Consider the following 17,769-nt stretch of genomic DNA (forward strand, 5'->3'; position numbering starts at 1 on the left):
TGGTCACCCCGGCGCAATACGGTCTGCGACGATGGAGCCACACGCGGTACCCATCGTCTCGACGGCACGATCCGAGGAGCACGAGTGACCCCCAGCCCGGTCGACGACCCACTCGGCCCGCCTCACCACCAGCACATGCTCGAGGCAGGCGAGCGCCGCCCTGCCCCGCGCACCCTCCTCGATATCCTCGAGGCCACGGCGAGGGCGACGCCCGATGCCCTTGCCCTCGAAGATCCGCAGGGCGCGATCAGCTATCGGCGGCTCCTCCGGTTGGTGCACGTGCAGGCCGCGCGACTTGCCGGCCTCGGCGTGACACGCGGCGCCCGGGTGGGCATCCGCATCCCCTCGGGCACGCGCGAGCTCTACGTGTCGATCCTCGCCACGCTCGCCGCGGGGGCATCGTACGTGCCGGTCGATGCCGACGACCCGGAGGAGAGGGCTCGCCTCGTGTTCACCGAGGCCGGAGTGGTGGGTGTGATCGGGCCGGGAGGGGCGTACAGCCCGGTGTCGGAGGCGCGGGGCGCCGATTCGCCCGTCACGATCGAACCACCCACACCGGATGACGACGCCTGGGTGATCTTCACGTCCGGGTCCACCGGTGTGCCGAAGGGTGTGGCCGTCACCCATCGCTCGGCCGCAGCATTCGTGGATGCGGAAGCGCGGCTATTCCTCGCGGGGGAGCCTGTCGGAGCAGGGGATCGAGTGCTCGCGGGTCTCTCAGTTGCCTTCGACGCCTCCTGTGAGGAGATGTGGTTAGCCTGGCGCAACGGGGCCTGCCTTGTGCCGGCGCCACGGTCGCTGGTGCGCTCGGGGGTAGATCTCGGACCGTGGCTCATCGCCCACGGGATCACGGTCGTCTCCACGGTGCCGACCCTCGCCGCGCTCTGGCCGGAGGAATCGCTTGAGGCGGTGCGTCTCGTGATCTTCGGTGGTGAGGCCTGCCCTCCTGAGCTCGTGGCCCGGATCGCGTCCCGCGGCCGCGAGGTCTGGAACACCTATGGTCCGACCGAAGCGACCGTCGTCGCCTGCGCTTCCCTGATCGACGGCACAGGGGTGGTGCGCATCGGCCTGCCCCTCGACGGCTGGGACCTCGCTGTCGTCGACCCGACGGGTGCCCGCGTGGGCGTGGGGGAGACCGGCGAGCTCATCATCGGCGGGGTCGGCCTCGCCCGGTACCTCGATCCGGCGAAGGACGCCGAGAAATACGCGCCATTCCCCGCCCTCGGCTGGGATCGTGCCTACCGTAGTGGCGACCTCGTGCGCTTCGAGCCGGCTGGCCTCATCTTCGTCGGTCGTGCCGACGACCAGGTGAAACTCGGCGGCCGACGCATCGAGCTCGGAGAGGTGGATGCCGCCCTCCAGGGTCTTCCGGGCATCGCCGCCGCCGCCGCCATGGTGCAGACCACTCCCGCCGGCAACCAGGTGCTCGTCGGCTACCTTGCCCTGGCCGAAGGGAGTGAGGAGTTCGATCGGACGGTCGCCACCGAGCGGCTGCGCGCGGAGCTCCCGGCCGCCCTTGTTCCGCTACTCGCCCTGGTGGACTCGCTTCCCACGCGCACCTCAGGCAAGGTCGACCGCGCGGCCCTTCCGTGGCCGCTGCCCGCCGTCGATGAGGATGCGGTCGACGCTCTCACCGAGACCGCGGCGTGGATCGCCGGGCAGTGGTCCGCGATCCTCGGCACGCCGGTGCGCGGCCCGGACGACGACTTCTTCGCCCAGGGCGGAGGCTCCCTCACTGCGGCGCAACTGGTCTCGGCGATCCGGGTGCGGCATCCCGAGACCCGGGTCTCCGACATCTACGACCACCCTCGCATCGGGTCGCTCGCAGACGAACTCGATTCGCGGATCCCGGCCGAGGAGCGGGAGCTGCGCACGGTGCGTCCCACTCCTCTCAGCAGCCAGGTCGCCCAGACGCTGCTTGGCGTGCCGCTCCATGTTCTCGTTGGCCTGCGCTACCTGGTCTACCTCGCCCTTGCTAATAATCTGCTCGACGCGTGGACCGGCGCGAGATTCCAGCCGACCGTGTCGTGGTGGTGGATCGGGGTCGGGCTGGTGCTCTTCATCTCCCCTCTCGGCAAGATGGCGATCACGGTGATCGCGGCCCGCGTGCTTCTCGCGGGGGTGAAGCCCGGCGACTACCCGCGGGGCGGATCCGTTCACCTCCGCCTCTGGCTGGCGGAACAGGTGGCGCACCTCGTGGGGGGCGCGAGCCTCGCCGGGGCGCCGTGGATCAGCTATTACGCCCGCGCGCTCGGTGCGAAGATCGGTGAAGGGGTGGACCTCCACACGCTCCCACCCGTCACGGGGATGCTGTCGATCGGCCCGCGGGCGGCGATCGAGCCGGAGGTCGACCTCAGCGGGTACTGGGTCGACGGCGACATTCTGCGACTCGGGGCGGTACACATCGGGGCCGGTGCGACCATCGGCACCCGCAGCACCCTGCTCGGCGGGGCGAGCATCGGCGGGGGCGCCGAGATCGAGGCCGGTGCCGCCGTCTCTGGCCGCGTCCCGGCCGGGGAGCGCTGGGCAGGATCGCCAGCCGAACGCGTCGGGTCGGCCCGCGGCGCCTGGCCGCCGCAGCGCCCGCCTCGCGGCACCGGATGGCTCGTCGTCTTCGGTCTGGGGTCGCTCACCCTCTCGGCCATCCCCGCAGTCGGCGTCGTGCTCGGAGCACTGGTCGTCGGCTCAGCGATCGGGTTGTCGGCATCGCTTGCCGAGGCCTTCGGTCGGGCGACGCTCGCCGTGCCCCTCGCCGTCATCGTGGCGGGGGTGTCCTATGCGGCACTGGTGGTCGGCGCCGTCCGACTGCTCGGACTCGGATTGCGCGAGGGCCATCATCCGGTGCGCAGCCGCATCGGCTGGCAGGCGTGGAGCACCGAGCGCCTGCTCGACAGCGCACGCACCCTGCTCTTCCCGTTCTACGCGAGCCTGTTCACGCCGGTCTGGCTCCGGATGCTCGGAGCCACGGTCGGCGCGGGCGTCGAGGCATCCACAGTGCTGTTGATCCCACGGCTGACGACCATCGCCCCCGGCGCGTTCCTCGCCGACGACACCATGGTGGCCACCTACGAACTCGGCGGCGGCTGGATGCGCATCGGTCGGGCGAAGATCGGTCGCCGCGCCTTTCTCGGCAACAGCGGGATCACCGGGCCCGGGCGGTCGGTGCCACGCAATGCGCTGGTGGCCGTGCTCTCAGCGACACCGCGCAAGGCGAAGCGCGGATCCTCGTGGCTCGGCAACCCGCCCGCCCGCCTCCGGCGAACGGTCACAGACATCGACGAGGCCCGCACCTTCGAGCCGTCGCTCCGCCTTCGGGTGGCGAGGGGTGCCTGGGAGGTGCTGCGCATCGTGCCGGTCTTCGTCTCGGCGTGGATCGCTCTCGCCGTTCTCGCAGCCCTCGACGCGCTCTGGCTCGCGTTCGGCCCCGGTGTGGCGATCCTGCTGTCGGGGGTGGTGCTGTTGCTCGCGGGGGCGGCGGCAGCCGGCATCACGACTGCGGCGAAGTGGGCGGTGGCGGGGCGGATCGCGGCGCTCGAGCATCCGCTCTGGTCGTCGTTCGTGTGGCGCAACGAGCTCTCCGACACCTTCGTCGAGATGGTGGCCCGGCCCTGGTTCGCCGCGAACGCCGCAGGAACCCCCGCGCTCGCCGTCTGGCTGCGCACCCTCGGAGCCACCATCGGTCGTGGTGTCTGGTGCGAGTCGTACTGGTTGCCGGAGGCCGACCTCGTGTCGCTCGGCGACGGGTCCACAGTGAACCGCGGATGCGTCGTGCAGACCCATCTCTTCCACGACCGCATCATGCAGCTCGACTCCGTGGCGCTGGCCGAAGGGTCCACGCTCGGGCCGCACAGCGTAATACTGCCCGCGGCATCCCTCGACCGCAGCGCAACCGTCGGCCCTGCATCGCTCGTCATGAGGGGAGAACGGGTGCCGGAGGGCACACTCTGGTCGGGCAATCCGATCGCGCCGTGGGCACCGGACCCGGCACATTCCCCGCCGTGGAATACTTGAGCGCACCCATGCCCCAGACCTCGCGCCCGTCACTCGGTTCCCCGTCCGCGGGCGACGACTACCTGCCGACGAGCGGCAACGGCGGCTACGTCGTCGGCCACTACGACATCGACCTCGACTACCGGGTGGAGACGAACCGGCTGGTCGCCACCACGGTCATCTCGGCCCGCGCCACCGAAGCCCTCGACCGGTTCAGCCTCGACCTCGCCGGCCTCGTCGTCGAGAAGGTCATGATCGGCGCGGAGCGTCCCCGCAAGGTCACCCAGACCGCGCGCAAACTGGTCATCACGGCCCTCGAGACGATCTCGGCCGGGGAGGCGTTCACCGTCACGGTGCGCTACCGGGGCACGCCGCATCCGATCCGTAGCGAGTGGGGCGAGGTCGGCTGGGAGGAACTCGCCGACGGCGCGCTCGTGGCGAGCCAGCCCAATGGGGCCTCGTCGTGGTTCCCCTGCAACGACCACCCGAGCAACAAGGCCACCTTCCACATCGTGGTCTCCTGCGAGTCGGTCTACCAGGTGATCTCCAACGGCGTACAGCTGTCGCGCACCAGCCGCGCCGGTCGCGCGCGCTGGGAGTTCGACGTCGCCGAGCCGATGGCCACCTACCTTGCGACAGTTCAAATCGGGCGCTATCGCAGCCTGGCCGTGGATGCCGCGGTGCCGGTCGCCATCTCATACCCCGGCGCGCTCGCGGCGAAGGTCGCGGAAGACTTCGGCCGGCTCGGCGAGATGATCGCGCTGTTCTCCGAGCGCTTCGGACCCTATCCCTTCGCCGCCTATGGAGTGATCGTGACGGCGGATGAGCTCGAGATCCCGCTCGAGGCCCACGGCCTGGCGATCTTCGGCCGCAATCACGTCGACGGCGCCCACGGCAGCGACAGGCTCATCGCCCATGAACTCGCCCACCAGTGGTTCGGCAATTCCCTCACGGTCGGCCGGTGGAAGGACATCTGGCTGCACGAGGGATTCGCCTGCTACGCGGAGTGGCTCTGGTCGGAGGCCAGCGGGGGCGCGACGGCCGCCGAGTGCGCCCGCTCCCATTGGGACCTCGTCAACTCGCAGCCGAAGGACATCGTGGTCGGCGACCCGGGGACCAAGCTCCTCTTCGACGACCGCGTCTACAAACGCGGCGCGCTCGCCCTGCACGTCGTGCGCCGTGCGATCGGCGACGAGGCATTCTTCTCGGCCCTCCGGGCCCTGGGATCGCGCCTCCGGTACGGTCACGTCACCCCCTCCGATGTCATCGACGCGTTCGTCGAGTTCGGTGATTCCGACGTCATCGACGGCATCATCCGCCGGTGGGTCTATTCGAAGACTCTGCCCCGCCTCACCTGAGCCGGCCCGAAGACGGCGAAGCTCGCGACGGTGCCGAGGAGCCCGCGCGGCTCGTCGAAGCGATCGACCGTCACCGCGTCGAGCGGCACCGGGCAGTCGTCCCAGCGCATGAGGGCAAACGGCTCGATGCCCAGCCGGAGATCTCGAGGATCGCAGCGAAGCCCGCGGCCATCGGCCTTCAGGATCGCCTCCTTCGCCGTCCAGAGCCGCGTGGTCGTTCTTGCTGGATCTGCCGAATCGCGGATGAGCGTGACTTCGTCCGCTCCGAAGGCGTCGAGGGGGGCGCGGGTGACCGCCGCGGGATCCGCGAGGTCGATGCCCACCGGCCCCGCGGTGCTGACCGCCACCGCGACGACTCCGCCTGCGCGGGTGAGACTCGCCCACACGGCATCCCCGTCCCCGATGAGAGGTTGCCCGTGGTCGCCCCCGCAGTCGACGCACCGCTGCCCTATTACGGGGATCGCGGCATCCGGAAGCAGCACTCCCGCCACTGCCGCGTGAAGGAATCCGCGGTCGCGCATCCGGTCACCGGTGCTGTGGTGGATGCTCACCCACACCCCTGCCGTCACCGCCCACTGCACGACTTCACCATAGCGCCGGCCATCTCGTTCACGCCCTGAACTAGTGCGGAAAGCGGAGCGTACGGTGACAGTGGTTCCCCCGTTTCCTGTTCGAAGGCCAGCGATGTCAGACACCTCCAGCCCCCGTACCAACATCAAGGTCATCGCTCTCGCAGTGGCCGGAGCCGTCGGGGGTTTCCTCTTCGGCTTCGATTCGTCGGTCGTCAATGGCGCGGTCGACGCGGTGCAGAAGCAGTTCTCGCTCACCGCCTCGCTCACGGGGTTCGCCGTGGCCAGTGCGCTGATCGGCTGCGCGGTGGGTGCCTATCTTGCCGGCCGTCTCGCCGACAGGTTCGGGCGCATCCCGGCGATGATCGTGGGAGCGGTGCTCTTCCTCGCCAGTGCGATCGGCTGTGGCCTGTCGATCGGCGTGTGGGACCTCGTGGTCTGGCGTCTCGTGGGTGGGCTCGGTATCGGGATCGCCTCGGTGATCGCTCCGGCCTATATCGCCGAGATCTCCCCGCGCCAGCTGAGGGGGCGCCTCGGTTCGCTGCAGCAACTCGCCATCACCGTCGGGATTTTCGCCGCCCTGCTCTCCGACACGCTCTTCGCCAATTCTGCCGGCACCGCGGATGCCCCCTTCTGGCTCGGCCTCGAAGCGTGGCGCTGGATGTTCCTCGCCGGTGTCGTCCCGGCCGTCATCTACGGCGCCATCGCATTCTTCCTCCCCGAGTCGCCGCGGTTCCTTGTGCTCAAGAAGCGCGATGACGACGTGCGGGCGATCTTTGCGCGGATCTGGCCGGACGACGATGTGGAGCGCGCCATCCGGGATATGAGGGATGCGATCAAGACGGATGAGGAGGGTTCGAAGAAGGGCGCGCTGCGGGGCGATCGTTTCGGCCTCAAACCGATCGTCTGGATCGGGATCATCCTGTCGGTGTTCCAGCAGTTCGTCGGCATCAACGTGATCTTCTACTACTCGACCACCCTCTGGAAATCGGTCGGCTTCCAGGAGAAGGACTCCTTCACGATCTCGGTGATCACGGCCGTCACGAACATCGCGGTGACCTTCGTCGCGATCGCGCTCGTCGACCGCGTGGGCCGCCGCCCCATCCTCCTCGTCGGATCGGCCGGCATGACCCTGTCGCTGGCTACGATGGCGATCGCCTTCAGCCAGGCGGATGTGGTGAAGGGCGCCCCGTCTCTGCCAGGAGCGTGGGGACCGATCGCCCTCGTCGCCGCCAACGTCTTCGTGGTCAGTTTCGGCGCATCCTGGGGCCCGGTGGTCTGGGTGCTGCTCGGTGAGATCTTCCCCACGCGCATCCGCGCCCGTGCGCTCGGGGTCGCGGCCGCGGCTCAGTGGATCGCGAACTTCCTCGTGACCGTGTCTTTCCCGCCGCTGGCGGCGGTCTCCCTCGTGCTCACCTATGGTCTCTATGCCGCCTTCGCGCTGCTCTCGTTCCTATTCGTCTCGCGGTTCATCCCGGAGACGAACGGTATGGCGCTCGAGGAGGCGAACACGCTCCTGCCGCCGAAGGGCAGTGCGAAGACCGGGGCGGGCAAAGCCCGCCAGGTCCGTTAGAGGCCGACGAAGGTCCAGTCCCAGCGATTCTCGTAGCTGGAGATGCGCCACGATTGACCGTGAGGGGTCACCCTTATTGTCCAATTCAGCGACATCTGCTGGATTCCGGCGCGATCGTCGGTCAGCTGGGGAAACACCCGCGTGACATCGTCGGCCGATGTCGCCGTCTTGGTTTCGAACCAGCTGATGACCCCGGAGTCCGTCACGCGATAGCGCACGGTCGACAGCCCGGTGAAGGCCAGTTCGCGATCGGCTCCGACCGAGCTGCTGGTGACCTTCCTCAGTTGCACGACCTCGCTGTCGAGGCGGGGGAGCCCGTCCTCGACCATCAACGGTCCCGCGCTGTCGCGGAACACGAGGGCCGACTCGGCCTGCGTGAGATTCTCCATCGCACCGGGACTGACAGAGACGGGCGCGACTCGGCGGACGAACTCCTGCCACCGCGGCGAGTCCCCCGGAGGGACGTCGGCGACCGTCGAGTCAGCCCCCTGCTCGGTGATGAATCGGAGCACCCACTGTTGCGCCGAGAGGACCTGGCGCGAGGTCCAGCCGTCCCGAGCGACCGTCGTGTCCTCGAGCACCCGAGCCAGCAGGCGATACCCGGGCTTGCGAGGATCGATTGTGGTCTGCAGGTAGGTTCCGCGGTCATCGGTCACCGGTCGCAGTCCGACGACATCCCCAAAGGTCGCAGTCGGCGTCGGGGGAGTCGCCGGAACCCGTTTGGGCGGGGTGGGCGTGCATCCACCGAGCAGAAGCATCGGCACAAGCAGAGCCGCCAGGAGCGGAACGGGGAGAGACGCCCTCACGAGGCTCCTTCGGCGATGGATCCTCTCAGGATAGTGTCACCGCGAACACTCCCGCCGAACCGTCGATATCTGCGCGAATGACACTCTGAAGCAGCAGAAGGTGACGGGTCGCGGCCGCCTCAGGCGGGGAACGTCACCCCGGTGAGACGTTCCGACTCGGTCCAGAGCCGGGCGGCGTCCTGTGTCGACAGCGCGCGTTTCGGCACGGCGGCGAGTTTCGGTGGGCCGGTGAGCTCGGCGAACCCACCCGGACCGTAGTACGCACCAGCCGTGGCATCCATGCTCGTTGCGGCATAGAGGGCAGGAAGGATGCCCTGCGGCGCCTGTTGCCAGAGCCACGGGATCCTCGAGGTCAGCTTCAGGTACGCGGTCATCGCGCCGCCGCTCGTTCCGCCGGACTGCGGCCCCGTCACCTGCAGGTTGGTGAGGGTCGACCCGGGATGCGCGGCGAGGCTGCGAAGGCCCCACCCGCCCGCGTCACTGCGGCGTTGGAGTTCCTGCGCGAACACGAGCATCGAGAGCTTGGAGAGCCCGTAGGCGCGTTGGGGGCTGTAGTGCTTCTCGGACTGAAGGTCGTCCCAGTCGAATCTACCCGTGCGGGCCAGGATGCTGCTCAACGACACCACGCGGGGGTCCCCGGCCGCACGCAACCGGGGGAGCAGGTGGGCTGTCAACGCGAAGTGCCCGAGAAAGTTGCTGCCGAACTGCAGCTCGAAGCCGTCCGCGGTCATCCCGCGCGCGGGCGGCATCATCACGCCGGCATTGTTGACGAGGAGGTCGAGGGGGCGACCCTCGGCCGTGAACGTGGCGGCGAAGGTGGCGATGCCGCCGAGGGAGGAGAGGTCGAGGGGCAGGATCCTCAGTCGTGCTGTCGGCTGGTCCGCGCGGATTCGAGCGATCGCCTGCTCGCCCCTGTCCCAATTGCGAACGGCGAGCACCACCTCGGCACCGGCGGCCGCGAGCCGAGAGGTGAGCGCGAATCCGAGGCCACTGTTCGCGCCGGTGACGATCGCGAGTCGTCCGGAGAGGTCGGGCACGGCGATATCGGGCGCAGTTCGAGTCATCATCAGAGGCTACGCCCGGCCCGATCCGCCCTCCGACCGGCCCGTTGGCAATTTAATGCTGCCCGAACGCGTTATCCTGTATACGGTCTCGGACGTGGAACCGCTCGATGTCCCTCCAGGCAGCTACCCGCTCCTCTCGCGCCTCTGTCGTGCGTGATAGGTCGCGAGCGGTACGCCCCTGCGATACAGAATCAACGATTGAAGGCATTACCGCATGATTTTCCAAGTCGGAGAGACTGTCGTCTACCCCCACCACGGCGCTGCAACGATCACCGCGGTGAAGACCCGCACGATCAAGGGTGAGCCGAAGGAGTACATCACCCTCAACGTGCACGCCACGGACCTGACGATCGAATTGCCGATCGAGAACGTCGAGCTCATCGGAGTGCGCGACGTCATCGACAGCGCCGGAGTCGAGGCCGTGTTCGACGTGCTGCGCAGCGACATGGTCGAGGAGCCGGGAAACTGGTCTCGTCGATTCAAAGCCAACACCGAGAAGATGGGCAGCGGAAGCGTCTATCGCGTGAGCGAGGTCGTTCGCGATCTGTGGCGTCGCGACCAGGATCACGGTGTGTCCGCCGGTGAGAAGCGCATGCTGCTCAAGGCCCGCCAGATCCTGATCTCGGAGCTCGCGCTCGCCCAGAATTCCACCGACGAAGAGGCCTCCGCGGTGCTCGACGAGGTGCTGGCTACCGTCTCGGTCTAGTCTCGACCACCGCTGGTCGAGTAGCGAGCGCCAGCGAGCGTGTCGAGACCCGGTCTAGTCTCGACCACCGCTGGTCGAGTAGCGCGCGCCAGCGAGCGTGTCGAGACCCGGCGCGCGCTGGTCTCGACACGCGTGCTCGATCTTCGCGCGCTACTCGACCGGCGACAAGAGCACTACCAGCCCATAGTCCCGGGCTCGCCCTTGAACGGGCCGACCACGCGCGACGTGATCCATCCTCCGTAGAAGTCGCCGGCCTGAGGCGTCACCGTCTCTCCGGCAACCTCGCAGGAGTCCATCGCCGAGGGATACACCGCCACGCGGTCGACCAACGACTCATAGCCCGGGCTTGGGCTCGGGTAATACCAGCCGGCGGATTCGGCGCGCGCGGAACCCCCACGCACTGTCACATACTTCGCGGCCCCCTTGAACTCGCAGAAACTCGCTCCGGGGGCCGGTTCGAGCGCGCCCGGCGCGAAAGCGGACCGCGGCAGGTAATAGACCGGCGGATGGCTCGTCTCGAGTACCCGCACGGCATCCGTCGTATCGACGATGGTCTCGCCACCGAAACGGATGCGGATGCGGTCGGTCGTGGGCTCGATGCGTGGTGGGCGGGGGTAGTCCCAGACGGACTCCTGGCCGGGGCCGGGAGTCTGGGGGGTGACGTTATTGCGCATAAATGGATCTTGCTCCCGTTAGCTTGGAAGTCCCTCGACCATTCCCCTCGGCCGGCGGCTCCGAACCAGTACGACAGCACCCACAGATTCCGACGAACACCGCTCAACCATCGAGGCTCACATGACCCCCTTCTCCGATCGTCCCTGGCTCAACTCCTATGCGCTGCGTGTTCCCCGCGACATCGCGGAGCCCACCGAGACTCTGAGTCAAATGCTTTCCCGCTCGGTACGCACCTACCGACGGAACGTCGCCCTGCAGTTCTTCGGCGCGACAATGACCTACGGCGAGCTCGGAGAGGAGGTCTCGCACTTCGCAAACGGGCTTCGCGCCCGGGGAGTGATGAAAGGGGATCGAGTCGCTCTGGTGCTGCCGAATTGCCCCCAACACGTGATCGCCTTCTACGCGGTTCTGCGCCTCGGAGCCATCGTGGTGGAACACAATCCGCTCTACACAGAGCGAGAGCTTCGCCACCAGTTCGAGGATCACGGCGCACGGGTCGCGATCGCGTGGGACAAGACCGTACCGACTCTCCTCAACATGCCTGACGATCTCGGACTCGAGACCGTGGTGTCGGTCGACGTGACGCGAGCGATGCCGCTGCGCACCCGGGTCGCCCTGCGCCTCCCGGTGAAGAAGGCCCGCGGTGCGCGAGCGGCGCTGACGAGCGGACGCCGCGTGCGCGGCTCGATCGAATGGGGCGACCTCGAGTCATCGCGGCTTCTGCCCCGCCGATACCCCGGACCAGCGCTCGATGACACCGCGGTGCTGCAGTACACCAGCGGCACGACGGGCACACCGAAGGGCGCCATTTTGTCGCACCGCAACCTTCGGGCGAATGCGATGCAGGGGGAAGCCTGGATTCCCGGGCTGCGCGCCGGCCGAGAGGTCGTCTACGGGGTGTTGCCCCTCTTCCACGCCTACGGTCTCACCCTCTGCCTCAGCTTCGCGCTCAGCATCGGGGCCAAGCTCGTGCTGTTCCCCAAGTTCGATGAACAGCTGGTTCTGGATGCCTTCCGCAAGACGCCGGCGACGTTCCTGCCGGCCGTCCCGCCGATTTACGAACGACTGGTGGCCGCGGCCGCCGAGCGGGGCGTGAGCCTTCGAGGCATCCGATTTGCGATCTCGGGAGCGATGAACCTGCCGACCCGAGTCGTGGAGCTCTGGGAAGAGGCCACCGGTGGCCTGCTGGTCGAGGGCTACGGCATGACCGAGTCGTCCCCGATCGTCGTCGGCAACCCGATGGGACCTTCACGGCGACCCGGTACGGTCGGCGTGCCGTTCCCCAGCACGGACATCCGGGTGGTGGATCCCGACGACCCCTCGATCGATCGCGGGGTGAACGAAGAGGGCGAGTTGCTCGTGCGCGGGCCGCAGGTCTTCACTGGGTACTGGAACCGCCCGACAGAGACCGCCGAGGCACTTCTTGCCGGTGGATGGCTGCGCACCGGCGACATCGTCACCGTCTCGGCCGACGGTTTCGTCACCGTCGTCGACCGCATCAAGGAGCTCATCATCACGGGCGGATTCAACGTGGCGCCGACCGAGGTCGAAGAGGCCCTGATCTCGTATCCGGACGTGGCAGACGCCGCCGTTGTGGGCATCCGCACACCGCAGGGCGGAGAGGATGTCGTCGCCGCGGTCGTGCTCGCGCCGGGAGCCACCCTCGATGTGCCCGCCATTCGCGAGCACCTGAAAACGCGGATGGCGGCTTACAAGGTACCCAAGCGCATCGAGGTGGTCGACGAGTTGCCGCGCAATATCGTGGGAAAGGTTCTGCGACGGGTCGTGCGGGAGCGTCTGGCCCCGTAGCACTGTCCCGCAGTTCGTGTGCGTCCTCTACCCTCGGATAACACCACAGGAAGGGACTCAGGCATGGATGACTCCGTCATGACCATCATCTGGATCGTCTCGTTCGTGCTCGTGACGGTGGCGGTGACGGGTCTCTCCCGCCGTGTGGGCTGGTCGGCACCGATCAGCCTCGTCGCAGTCGGCGCCGTCGCGTCATTCGTCCCGGGGCTGCCGAAAATCGAGGTGGAGCCGGAACTCGTGCTTTACGGCCTGCTGCCTCCGCTCCTGTTCGCAGCAGCAATCCGCACCTCTCTGGTGGATGTCCGCGCTCGGCGCGACAGCATCCTCACCCTTTCGGTGGGACTGGTGCTGTTCTCTGTGGTCGTGGTCGGATTCTTCACCTGGCTGATCGTGCCGGCGATCACCCTCGCCACCGGATTCGCCTTCGCTGCGGTCGTCGCCCCGACGGATGCCGTCGCCGTGACCTCGATCTCTGGGCGCCTCAATCTTCCCCGGCGGCTCGCCACGACCCTCGAGGGTGAGAGCCTCTTCAACGATGCGGCAGCCCTCGTGGCCCTGGCCGCGGCCATCACGGCGATCGTCGGCACCCTCAATCCCTGGGCGGTCGTCGGCGACTTCGTGCTCGCCGTCGTGATCGGCGTGGGATTCGGTCTCGCGGCGGGATTCGGCCTCTCCGCGATCCGCCGGAGATTGAAAGCGCCTGTGCTCGACACCAGCCTGTCGCTTGTGACCCCCTTCGTCACGTTCATCCCCACGCAGTTGCTCCACGGATCCGGTGTGCTGGCCGTCGTGATCGCAGGCCTCATCGTCGGGGCGAATGCGCCGGTCGTGCAATCGGCGGAGGCCCGGATCGCCGACTCGGTGAACTGGCGCACCATCCGCTTTCTCCTCGAGAATTCCGTCTTCCTCTTCATCGGGCTCAATCTGAAGGGCATCCTCCGCGGTGTCGCCGATTCCGGTTTCGGCGTCGGCCAGACCATCCTCATCTCGGTGGCAATGCTGCTGTTCATCATCGTGGCCCGGTTCGCCTGGATCGTGCCCGTGCGCACCTTCTACCGGTTCGGGCCGAAGGGGATGCGGGCTCGCAGCTGGAGCTGGGGCACAACGATCGCGATCGGATTCTCCGGACTGCGAGGAGTGGTGACCCTCGCAGCGGTGTTCCTTCTGCCCGATGGAACTCCGCAGAAGTCGTTCCTGCAATTCCTCGCCTTCGTGGTCGTGGTCGGCACCCTGCTGCAGGCTCTTGCGCTGCCCTGGCTCATCCGGCGCCTGAAACTGCCGCCGCCCAATGCCGACCAGGAACTCGTCGAGGCGCAGATGCTGATGGCCGAGGCCCGCGCTGCGGGCGTCGTCAAGCTGGACTCAGAGGTCATGGAATCGGATGACGCGGCCGTCATCGATCGGCTGCGCAACGACGCCGTCCTACTGGGTGAATCGCTGCTCAACCCCGTGGCCGAGGGCGTCGAGCCGGCGCAGGCGGCGTTCGGGCGCCTGCGGCTCGCGATGATCGAGGCCGAGCGCGCGGCGGTGTTGGCGGCTCGCCGGGAGGGCCGCTACCAGGAACCGGCGGTGCGTGCCATCCTCGCCTCGATCGATGCCGAGGAAGTGGCGGTGCGGGTAATCCGCCACAACAACAAGAAGACCGGCTGAACGCGGAACCTCAGCGTTCGATCCGGCTCACTCGCACCAGGATCTCCGCCTCCATCCCCGGGTCGAGGGCGGCGCGGATGGCCGTCGACACCGCACGGGCGGTAACGGGTGCCTGTTGTGACCCCGAGGCCGCGACACTCGCGACTATCGAGAACCCCGCATCGGCGCGTCGCACCGTGACCAGCGGGATTCGGGTGCTCGGCCCGGTGCCGATCTCTCGTACTGATCGAAGGAGGGCCGGGTCGGCGGAGTAGAGGGAGGCGACGGCGGGAACAGCCCTCACCACCGCGTCGAGGCGGACGGCGAGAGCCTCCAGGTCGTCGGTCATCGCTGGTCCTCCACGATCGGGCGTACAAGGGAATGTGCGTCAGTCACGGTGACGTCGACGCTCTCGATGGCGAGTTCGGTGTGCTTCAGCAGTTCGGAGTAGACCCGTTCGCGCACCGCTGCCGCGAGGCCCACGATCGGAGCACTGAGCACGACGCTGATGGTCAGGGAAACCCGCACAGCGGCGGTCGGGTCGGTGAGATCCCCGTCGAGCGAGCAGCGGCCGACGAGTACCCCCTCGACGGAATCGCCCGCGGCGCGAACGAGTTCGTGAACGGCGCCTTCGGTGATGGTGAGACGGGTGTTCGGCTCCGAGCTGCTGAGCGGGATGTCCCGTCCTGCCCGCACCTCCCGGGAGATCGACGTGAGGAGGCCCTGGAGCCAACTCTCCTCGATCTCGGGGTTGTCCTGGGCATCCTTCGCCACGATGTCTCGCGAGAGAGCTCCGACTCGTTCGAGGGTGGCGAGCATCGCCTGGCACTCCGCGTTGCCGTCGATGGCCAGAATGGCGGGCTGGCGCCCGCGGTCGAGATAGTCGCTGAGATCGTCGAGCGAGAATCCGGAACCGCCGACGTCGTCGCCGGCGAGGATGTCGGTCATCGCCACACCTCCATCTCATTCACTACAGTCTGGCGGGCTCGCGCGAGCTTGCCGCGCACGGTGGTCACGGTGAGGTCCAGCCTTTCGGCGATCTCGTCATAGGAGTATCCCCCCACCTCTTTCAGTACCCAACACTGACGCTGGCCCTCTGGTAGGTCGTCGAGGATGCGGGTCAGCGCCTCCATGCGGGAGGTCGCGATCGCGCGCTGTTCCGGGCCGGATCCGTGGTCGGCGACGAGATCGTCGTCGAGCTCACCCAGCGGGCGCCGGCTCCGGATGCGGTCGGTGGCCTTCCGGCTCACGATGCTGGTCATCCAGGACCGCACCTTCGCCGGGTCCTGAAGGGTGGGGAGTTGTCTCCAGGCCGAGATCAGCGCCTCCTGGACAGCGTCGTCGGCATCCGCCGCGGAGCCGGTGAGCCGCTGTGCAAACGCACGAAGGAAGGGCGCATGACGCCGAACCAGAACGGAGAACGCCGCAGTGTCGCCATCGGCCGACCGCTCGGCGAGGATTCCGTCGGAGGCCGTGAAGAGGTCGCTCACCGGCCATTCCCCCACTTCAAAAAAGTTTCGCCGCGAACCGTGACGAATTGGTCACTGTACGCGTCACAGTCATGAAAACCAGTGAGACGGGGCGAATTCCAACGCTCCGCCACCGCAGAAAAGGAGTTCCACAATGAGTGCCGACAACGACATCAAGAACACCGCGCAGGACCTTCTCGGTAAGGGCAAGGAAGCTGTGGGCAAAGCGACCAACAACGACAGCCTCGTCGCCGAGGGCAAGGCCGATCAGGCCAAGGCCTCGGTCAAGAAGGCGGGCGAGAACATCAAGGACGCTCTCACCGGCGACAAGTAGCGCTGCGCTTCCCGGGCGAGTGCGGACTCTCCGGGCCGGCACGCCAGCCCCGATTGACCGCACTCGCCCGGAGTGGCGGCCCGGCGGGCTACTCCGGCGCGAGCACGCGTTCGAGCGCCGCAGTGATCTCCGACCGCGCTTTCGCGCTGGAGATGGTGGCCACGCCGTCTCCCGGCTGGACTCCGTAGTCGCCGAAGCGTGCATGGTTGCCGCCGGGGATCTCGACGAAGGTGGCGGATGACGGCAGCATGGTCTTCGCCGCATCGATCTTCGCCGGAGTGCTCAGGCCGTCGTGCTCGCCCCCGATGCTGAGCACGACCAGGTCCGTGCGAGAGAGGTCGGTGGCGCAGTAGCTTCCGAACAGCACGAGGCCCGCGACATCCGGCCCCGACGACGAATCGGCGAGCATGCAGGCACGCACACCGCCGAGGGAGTGGCCGCCGACGAACCAGCGGGTGACCGTCGGCGCGTCCGCGGTGAAGGTCGTGAGCGGTCGTTGGTCGAAGAAGGCGAGATTGAGGGTCGGCTTGGTGATCACGATAGTGACCCCCTTGTCCACGATGCCGGACAGCTTGTAGAGGTAGGCGTAGGGATCGACCTTCGCGCCCGGGATGAAGACGAGCCCGGTGCCGGTGGCGCCGGAGGTCGGGGTGAGCACGATCGAGTGGTCGGTCGACACGATCGAGATCCGCTGGTCCCGCCAGGCCGAGAGGGCCGGGCCGCGTTCTCCCTGCATCACGATATTCGCCCAGGTGACGAGGGCGACGATCGCGAGCGCGAATACGACGAGGATGGCCACGAGTACCTGCACGATACGTCGACCGGCGCGGGAGCCGCTGCGCGCCGCCGTGGAGACCGACTCGCTCACGGCAGTCGGCGCTTCGATTCGATCGGCACGGGAGCGGGAAGGATGCGCTGGGCCTCGGCCGGCGAGGTGCCGGAGGCGATCGCGGAGAGGCGGCGGAGCGCCGTCTCGGACTCGGAGCCGGCCCGTGCGTGCAGGATCACGAGGAACTGCCCGGACGCGGCGTCGCCGGGGGAGCCGATCGCGAGACGTTCGGTCTCGAGCTCAAGGGATCCGACCTGCGAATGCGTCAGGCGTGTGATCGAGTCGGTCTCGGCCGGCAGTTCGGCGGCGCCCCAGAGCGCACGGAACTCGCCGCTTCGCACCGAGAGCTCACCCACGAGCTGCGCGAGGGCCGGGTCGTCGATGTCCGGTCCGATCAGCGTGCGCAATCGTGCGACAGTAGCCACGAGCATCCCGTCCCAGCGGGTGTAGAGCTCACGAGCGGCCGGATCGAGGAACACCGACCGCATCAGGTTGGTGCCGGGGGTGAAGAGCGGGGACAGGGCACGGGCGAGCGGGTTGGCGGCGAGAACTTCGGTGAGTCGGCCCTCGATCCAGGCGACCTGGTTCGGCCAGGCGTCGATGAGACCGGCCAGTCCCTCCGGAGCTTCGCTTGGTGCAGCCGGCCCGTTGCCCGATCGGAGCGCCGCGGTGGGTGCCGGCCGGGCGAGGTCACGCAGGCTCGCAGCGGCATCCTCGTCGAGTTTGAGAGCCCGCGTGAGAGCATCGAGCACGTCGTCGGTGGGATTCTGCTCGGCCCCCTGCTCGAGGCGCAGATAGTCCTCCGGCGACAGGCCGGACACGAGTGCAGCCTCCTCGCGTCGCAGTCCCTGGATGCGACGACGCCCGGTTGCCGGCAGCCCCACGTCTTCGGGGGTGAGGAGTTCGCGCCGGGCGCGCAAGAATTCGCCGAACTGGTTGCCTGGTTGCATGTGACCAC

General features: G+C 68.0%; 16 protein-coding genes. 7 read left to right on the top strand and 9 right to left on the bottom strand.

Annotated features, from left to right (window positions below; translation table 11 throughout):
• Positions 1-135: 135 nt before the first annotated feature.
• Positions 136-4,011, top strand: coding sequence for a Pls/PosA family non-ribosomal peptide synthetase (locus tag ACVXZ4_RS05885; protein WP_461797925.1), 3,876 nt, complete (start codon positions 136-138; stop codon positions 4,009-4,011).
• Positions 4,012-4,019: 8 nt separating this feature from the next.
• Positions 4,020-5,348 carry a M1 family metallopeptidase gene (locus tag ACVXZ4_RS05890; RefSeq protein WP_461797304.1) on the top strand — a complete coding sequence of 443 codons (1,329 nt, stop codon included), beginning with the start codon at positions 4,020-4,022 and terminating at the stop codon, positions 5,346-5,348.
• On the opposite strand, the gene ACVXZ4_RS05895 is transcribed toward ACVXZ4_RS05890, so the two are convergent.
• The gene (locus tag ACVXZ4_RS05895; RefSeq protein ID WP_461797305.1) at positions 5,318-5,929 is read right to left on the bottom strand and encodes a 4'-phosphopantetheinyl transferase family protein; all 612 of its coding nucleotides are present in this window, start codon (positions 5,927-5,929) and stop codon (positions 5,318-5,320) included. The two genes, ACVXZ4_RS05890 and ACVXZ4_RS05895, sit on opposite strands and share 31 nt — an antisense overlap.
• Before the next feature lie 103 nt (positions 5,930-6,032).
• On the opposite strand from ACVXZ4_RS05895, the gene ACVXZ4_RS05900 reads away from it, so the two are divergent.
• Complete coding sequence (locus ACVXZ4_RS05900) at positions 6,033-7,490, top strand: sugar porter family MFS transporter (protein ID WP_461797306.1); 1,458 nt, start codon at positions 6,033-6,035, stop codon at positions 7,488-7,490.
• Here the strand turns inward: ACVXZ4_RS05900 and ACVXZ4_RS05905 are convergent.
• Positions 7,487-8,296, bottom strand: a complete 810-nt coding sequence (locus ACVXZ4_RS05905; protein WP_461797307.1) for a hypothetical protein — start codon at positions 8,294-8,296, stop codon at positions 7,487-7,489. The two genes, ACVXZ4_RS05900 and ACVXZ4_RS05905, sit on opposite strands and share 4 nt — an antisense overlap.
• A 119-nt stretch (positions 8,297-8,415) precedes the next feature.
• Positions 8,416-9,360, bottom strand: a complete 945-nt coding sequence (locus tag ACVXZ4_RS05910; protein ID WP_461797308.1) for an SDR family oxidoreductase — start codon at positions 9,358-9,360, stop codon at positions 8,416-8,418.
• Between the two features lie 214 nt (positions 9,361-9,574).
• On the opposite strand from ACVXZ4_RS05910, the gene ACVXZ4_RS05915 reads away from it, so the two are divergent.
• Positions 9,575-10,066, top strand: a complete 492-nt coding sequence (locus ACVXZ4_RS05915) for a CarD family transcriptional regulator (RefSeq protein WP_185201090.1) — start codon at positions 9,575-9,577, stop codon at positions 10,064-10,066.
• Between the two features lie 173 nt (positions 10,067-10,239).
• Here the strand turns inward: ACVXZ4_RS05915 and ACVXZ4_RS05920 are convergent, their stop codons facing one another.
• Positions 10,240-10,740, bottom strand: a complete 501-nt coding sequence (locus tag ACVXZ4_RS05920) for a DUF427 domain-containing protein (protein ID WP_461797309.1) — start codon at positions 10,738-10,740, stop codon at positions 10,240-10,242.
• 121 nt (positions 10,741-10,861) lie between these two features.
• Here ACVXZ4_RS05920 and ACVXZ4_RS05925 point away from each other — a divergent pair, with 121 nt between their 5' ends.
• Positions 10,862-12,550 (top strand): long-chain-fatty-acid--CoA ligase, encoded by a 1,689-nt coding sequence (locus tag ACVXZ4_RS05925; protein ID WP_461797310.1) that lies wholly within the window; start codon positions 10,862-10,864, stop codon positions 12,548-12,550.
• Between the two features lie 63 nt (positions 12,551-12,613).
• Complete coding sequence (locus tag ACVXZ4_RS05930) at positions 12,614-14,200, top strand: cation:proton antiporter (RefSeq protein WP_461797311.1); 1,587 nt, start codon at positions 12,614-12,616, stop codon at positions 14,198-14,200.
• 10 nt (positions 14,201-14,210) lie between these two features.
• Here ACVXZ4_RS05930 and ACVXZ4_RS05935 read toward each other — a convergent pair whose 3' ends face one another.
• From ACVXZ4_RS05935 to ACVXZ4_RS05945, 3 genes are read right to left on the bottom strand one after another with little or no spacing between them, the layout of a single operon-like run.
• Positions 14,211-14,528, bottom strand: a complete 318-nt coding sequence (locus tag ACVXZ4_RS05935) for a hypothetical protein (RefSeq protein ID WP_461797312.1) — start codon at positions 14,526-14,528, stop codon at positions 14,211-14,213.
• Positions 14,525-15,127, bottom strand: coding sequence for an Asp23/Gls24 family envelope stress response protein (locus ACVXZ4_RS05940; RefSeq protein ID WP_461797313.1), 603 nt, complete (start codon positions 15,125-15,127; stop codon positions 14,525-14,527). Before ACVXZ4_RS05940 ends, ACVXZ4_RS05935 begins: the two co-directional genes overlap by 4 nt.
• Positions 15,124-15,669 carry an RNA polymerase sigma factor gene (locus ACVXZ4_RS05945; RefSeq protein ID WP_461797314.1) on the bottom strand — a complete coding sequence of 182 codons (546 nt, stop codon included), beginning with the start codon at positions 15,667-15,669 and terminating at the stop codon, positions 15,124-15,126. Before ACVXZ4_RS05945 ends, ACVXZ4_RS05940 begins: the two co-directional genes overlap by 4 nt.
• A gap of 133 nt (positions 15,670-15,802) precedes the next feature.
• Here ACVXZ4_RS05945 and ACVXZ4_RS05950 point away from each other — a divergent pair, with 133 nt between their 5' ends.
• Entirely contained in the window at positions 15,803-15,982 is a 180-nt protein-coding gene (locus ACVXZ4_RS05950; protein WP_461797315.1) for a CsbD family protein, read from the top strand.
• Positions 15,983-16,070: 88 nt separating this feature from the next.
• Here the strand turns inward: ACVXZ4_RS05950 and ACVXZ4_RS05955 are convergent, their stop codons facing one another.
• Both ACVXZ4_RS05955 and ACVXZ4_RS05960 read right to left on the bottom strand, forming a co-directional pair.
• Positions 16,071-16,850 carry an alpha/beta hydrolase gene (locus ACVXZ4_RS05955; RefSeq protein ID WP_461797316.1) on the bottom strand — a complete coding sequence of 260 codons (780 nt, stop codon included), beginning with the start codon at positions 16,848-16,850 and terminating at the stop codon, positions 16,071-16,073.
• A complete protein-coding gene (locus tag ACVXZ4_RS05960; RefSeq protein ID WP_461797317.1) occupies positions 16,847-17,761 on the bottom strand; it encodes a helix-turn-helix transcriptional regulator in 915 nt (304 codons plus the stop codon). Before ACVXZ4_RS05960 ends, ACVXZ4_RS05955 begins: the two co-directional genes overlap by 4 nt.
• Positions 17,762-17,769 lie beyond the last annotated feature (8 nt).

This window comes from Lacisediminihabitans sp. FW035, from assembly GCF_054880895.1.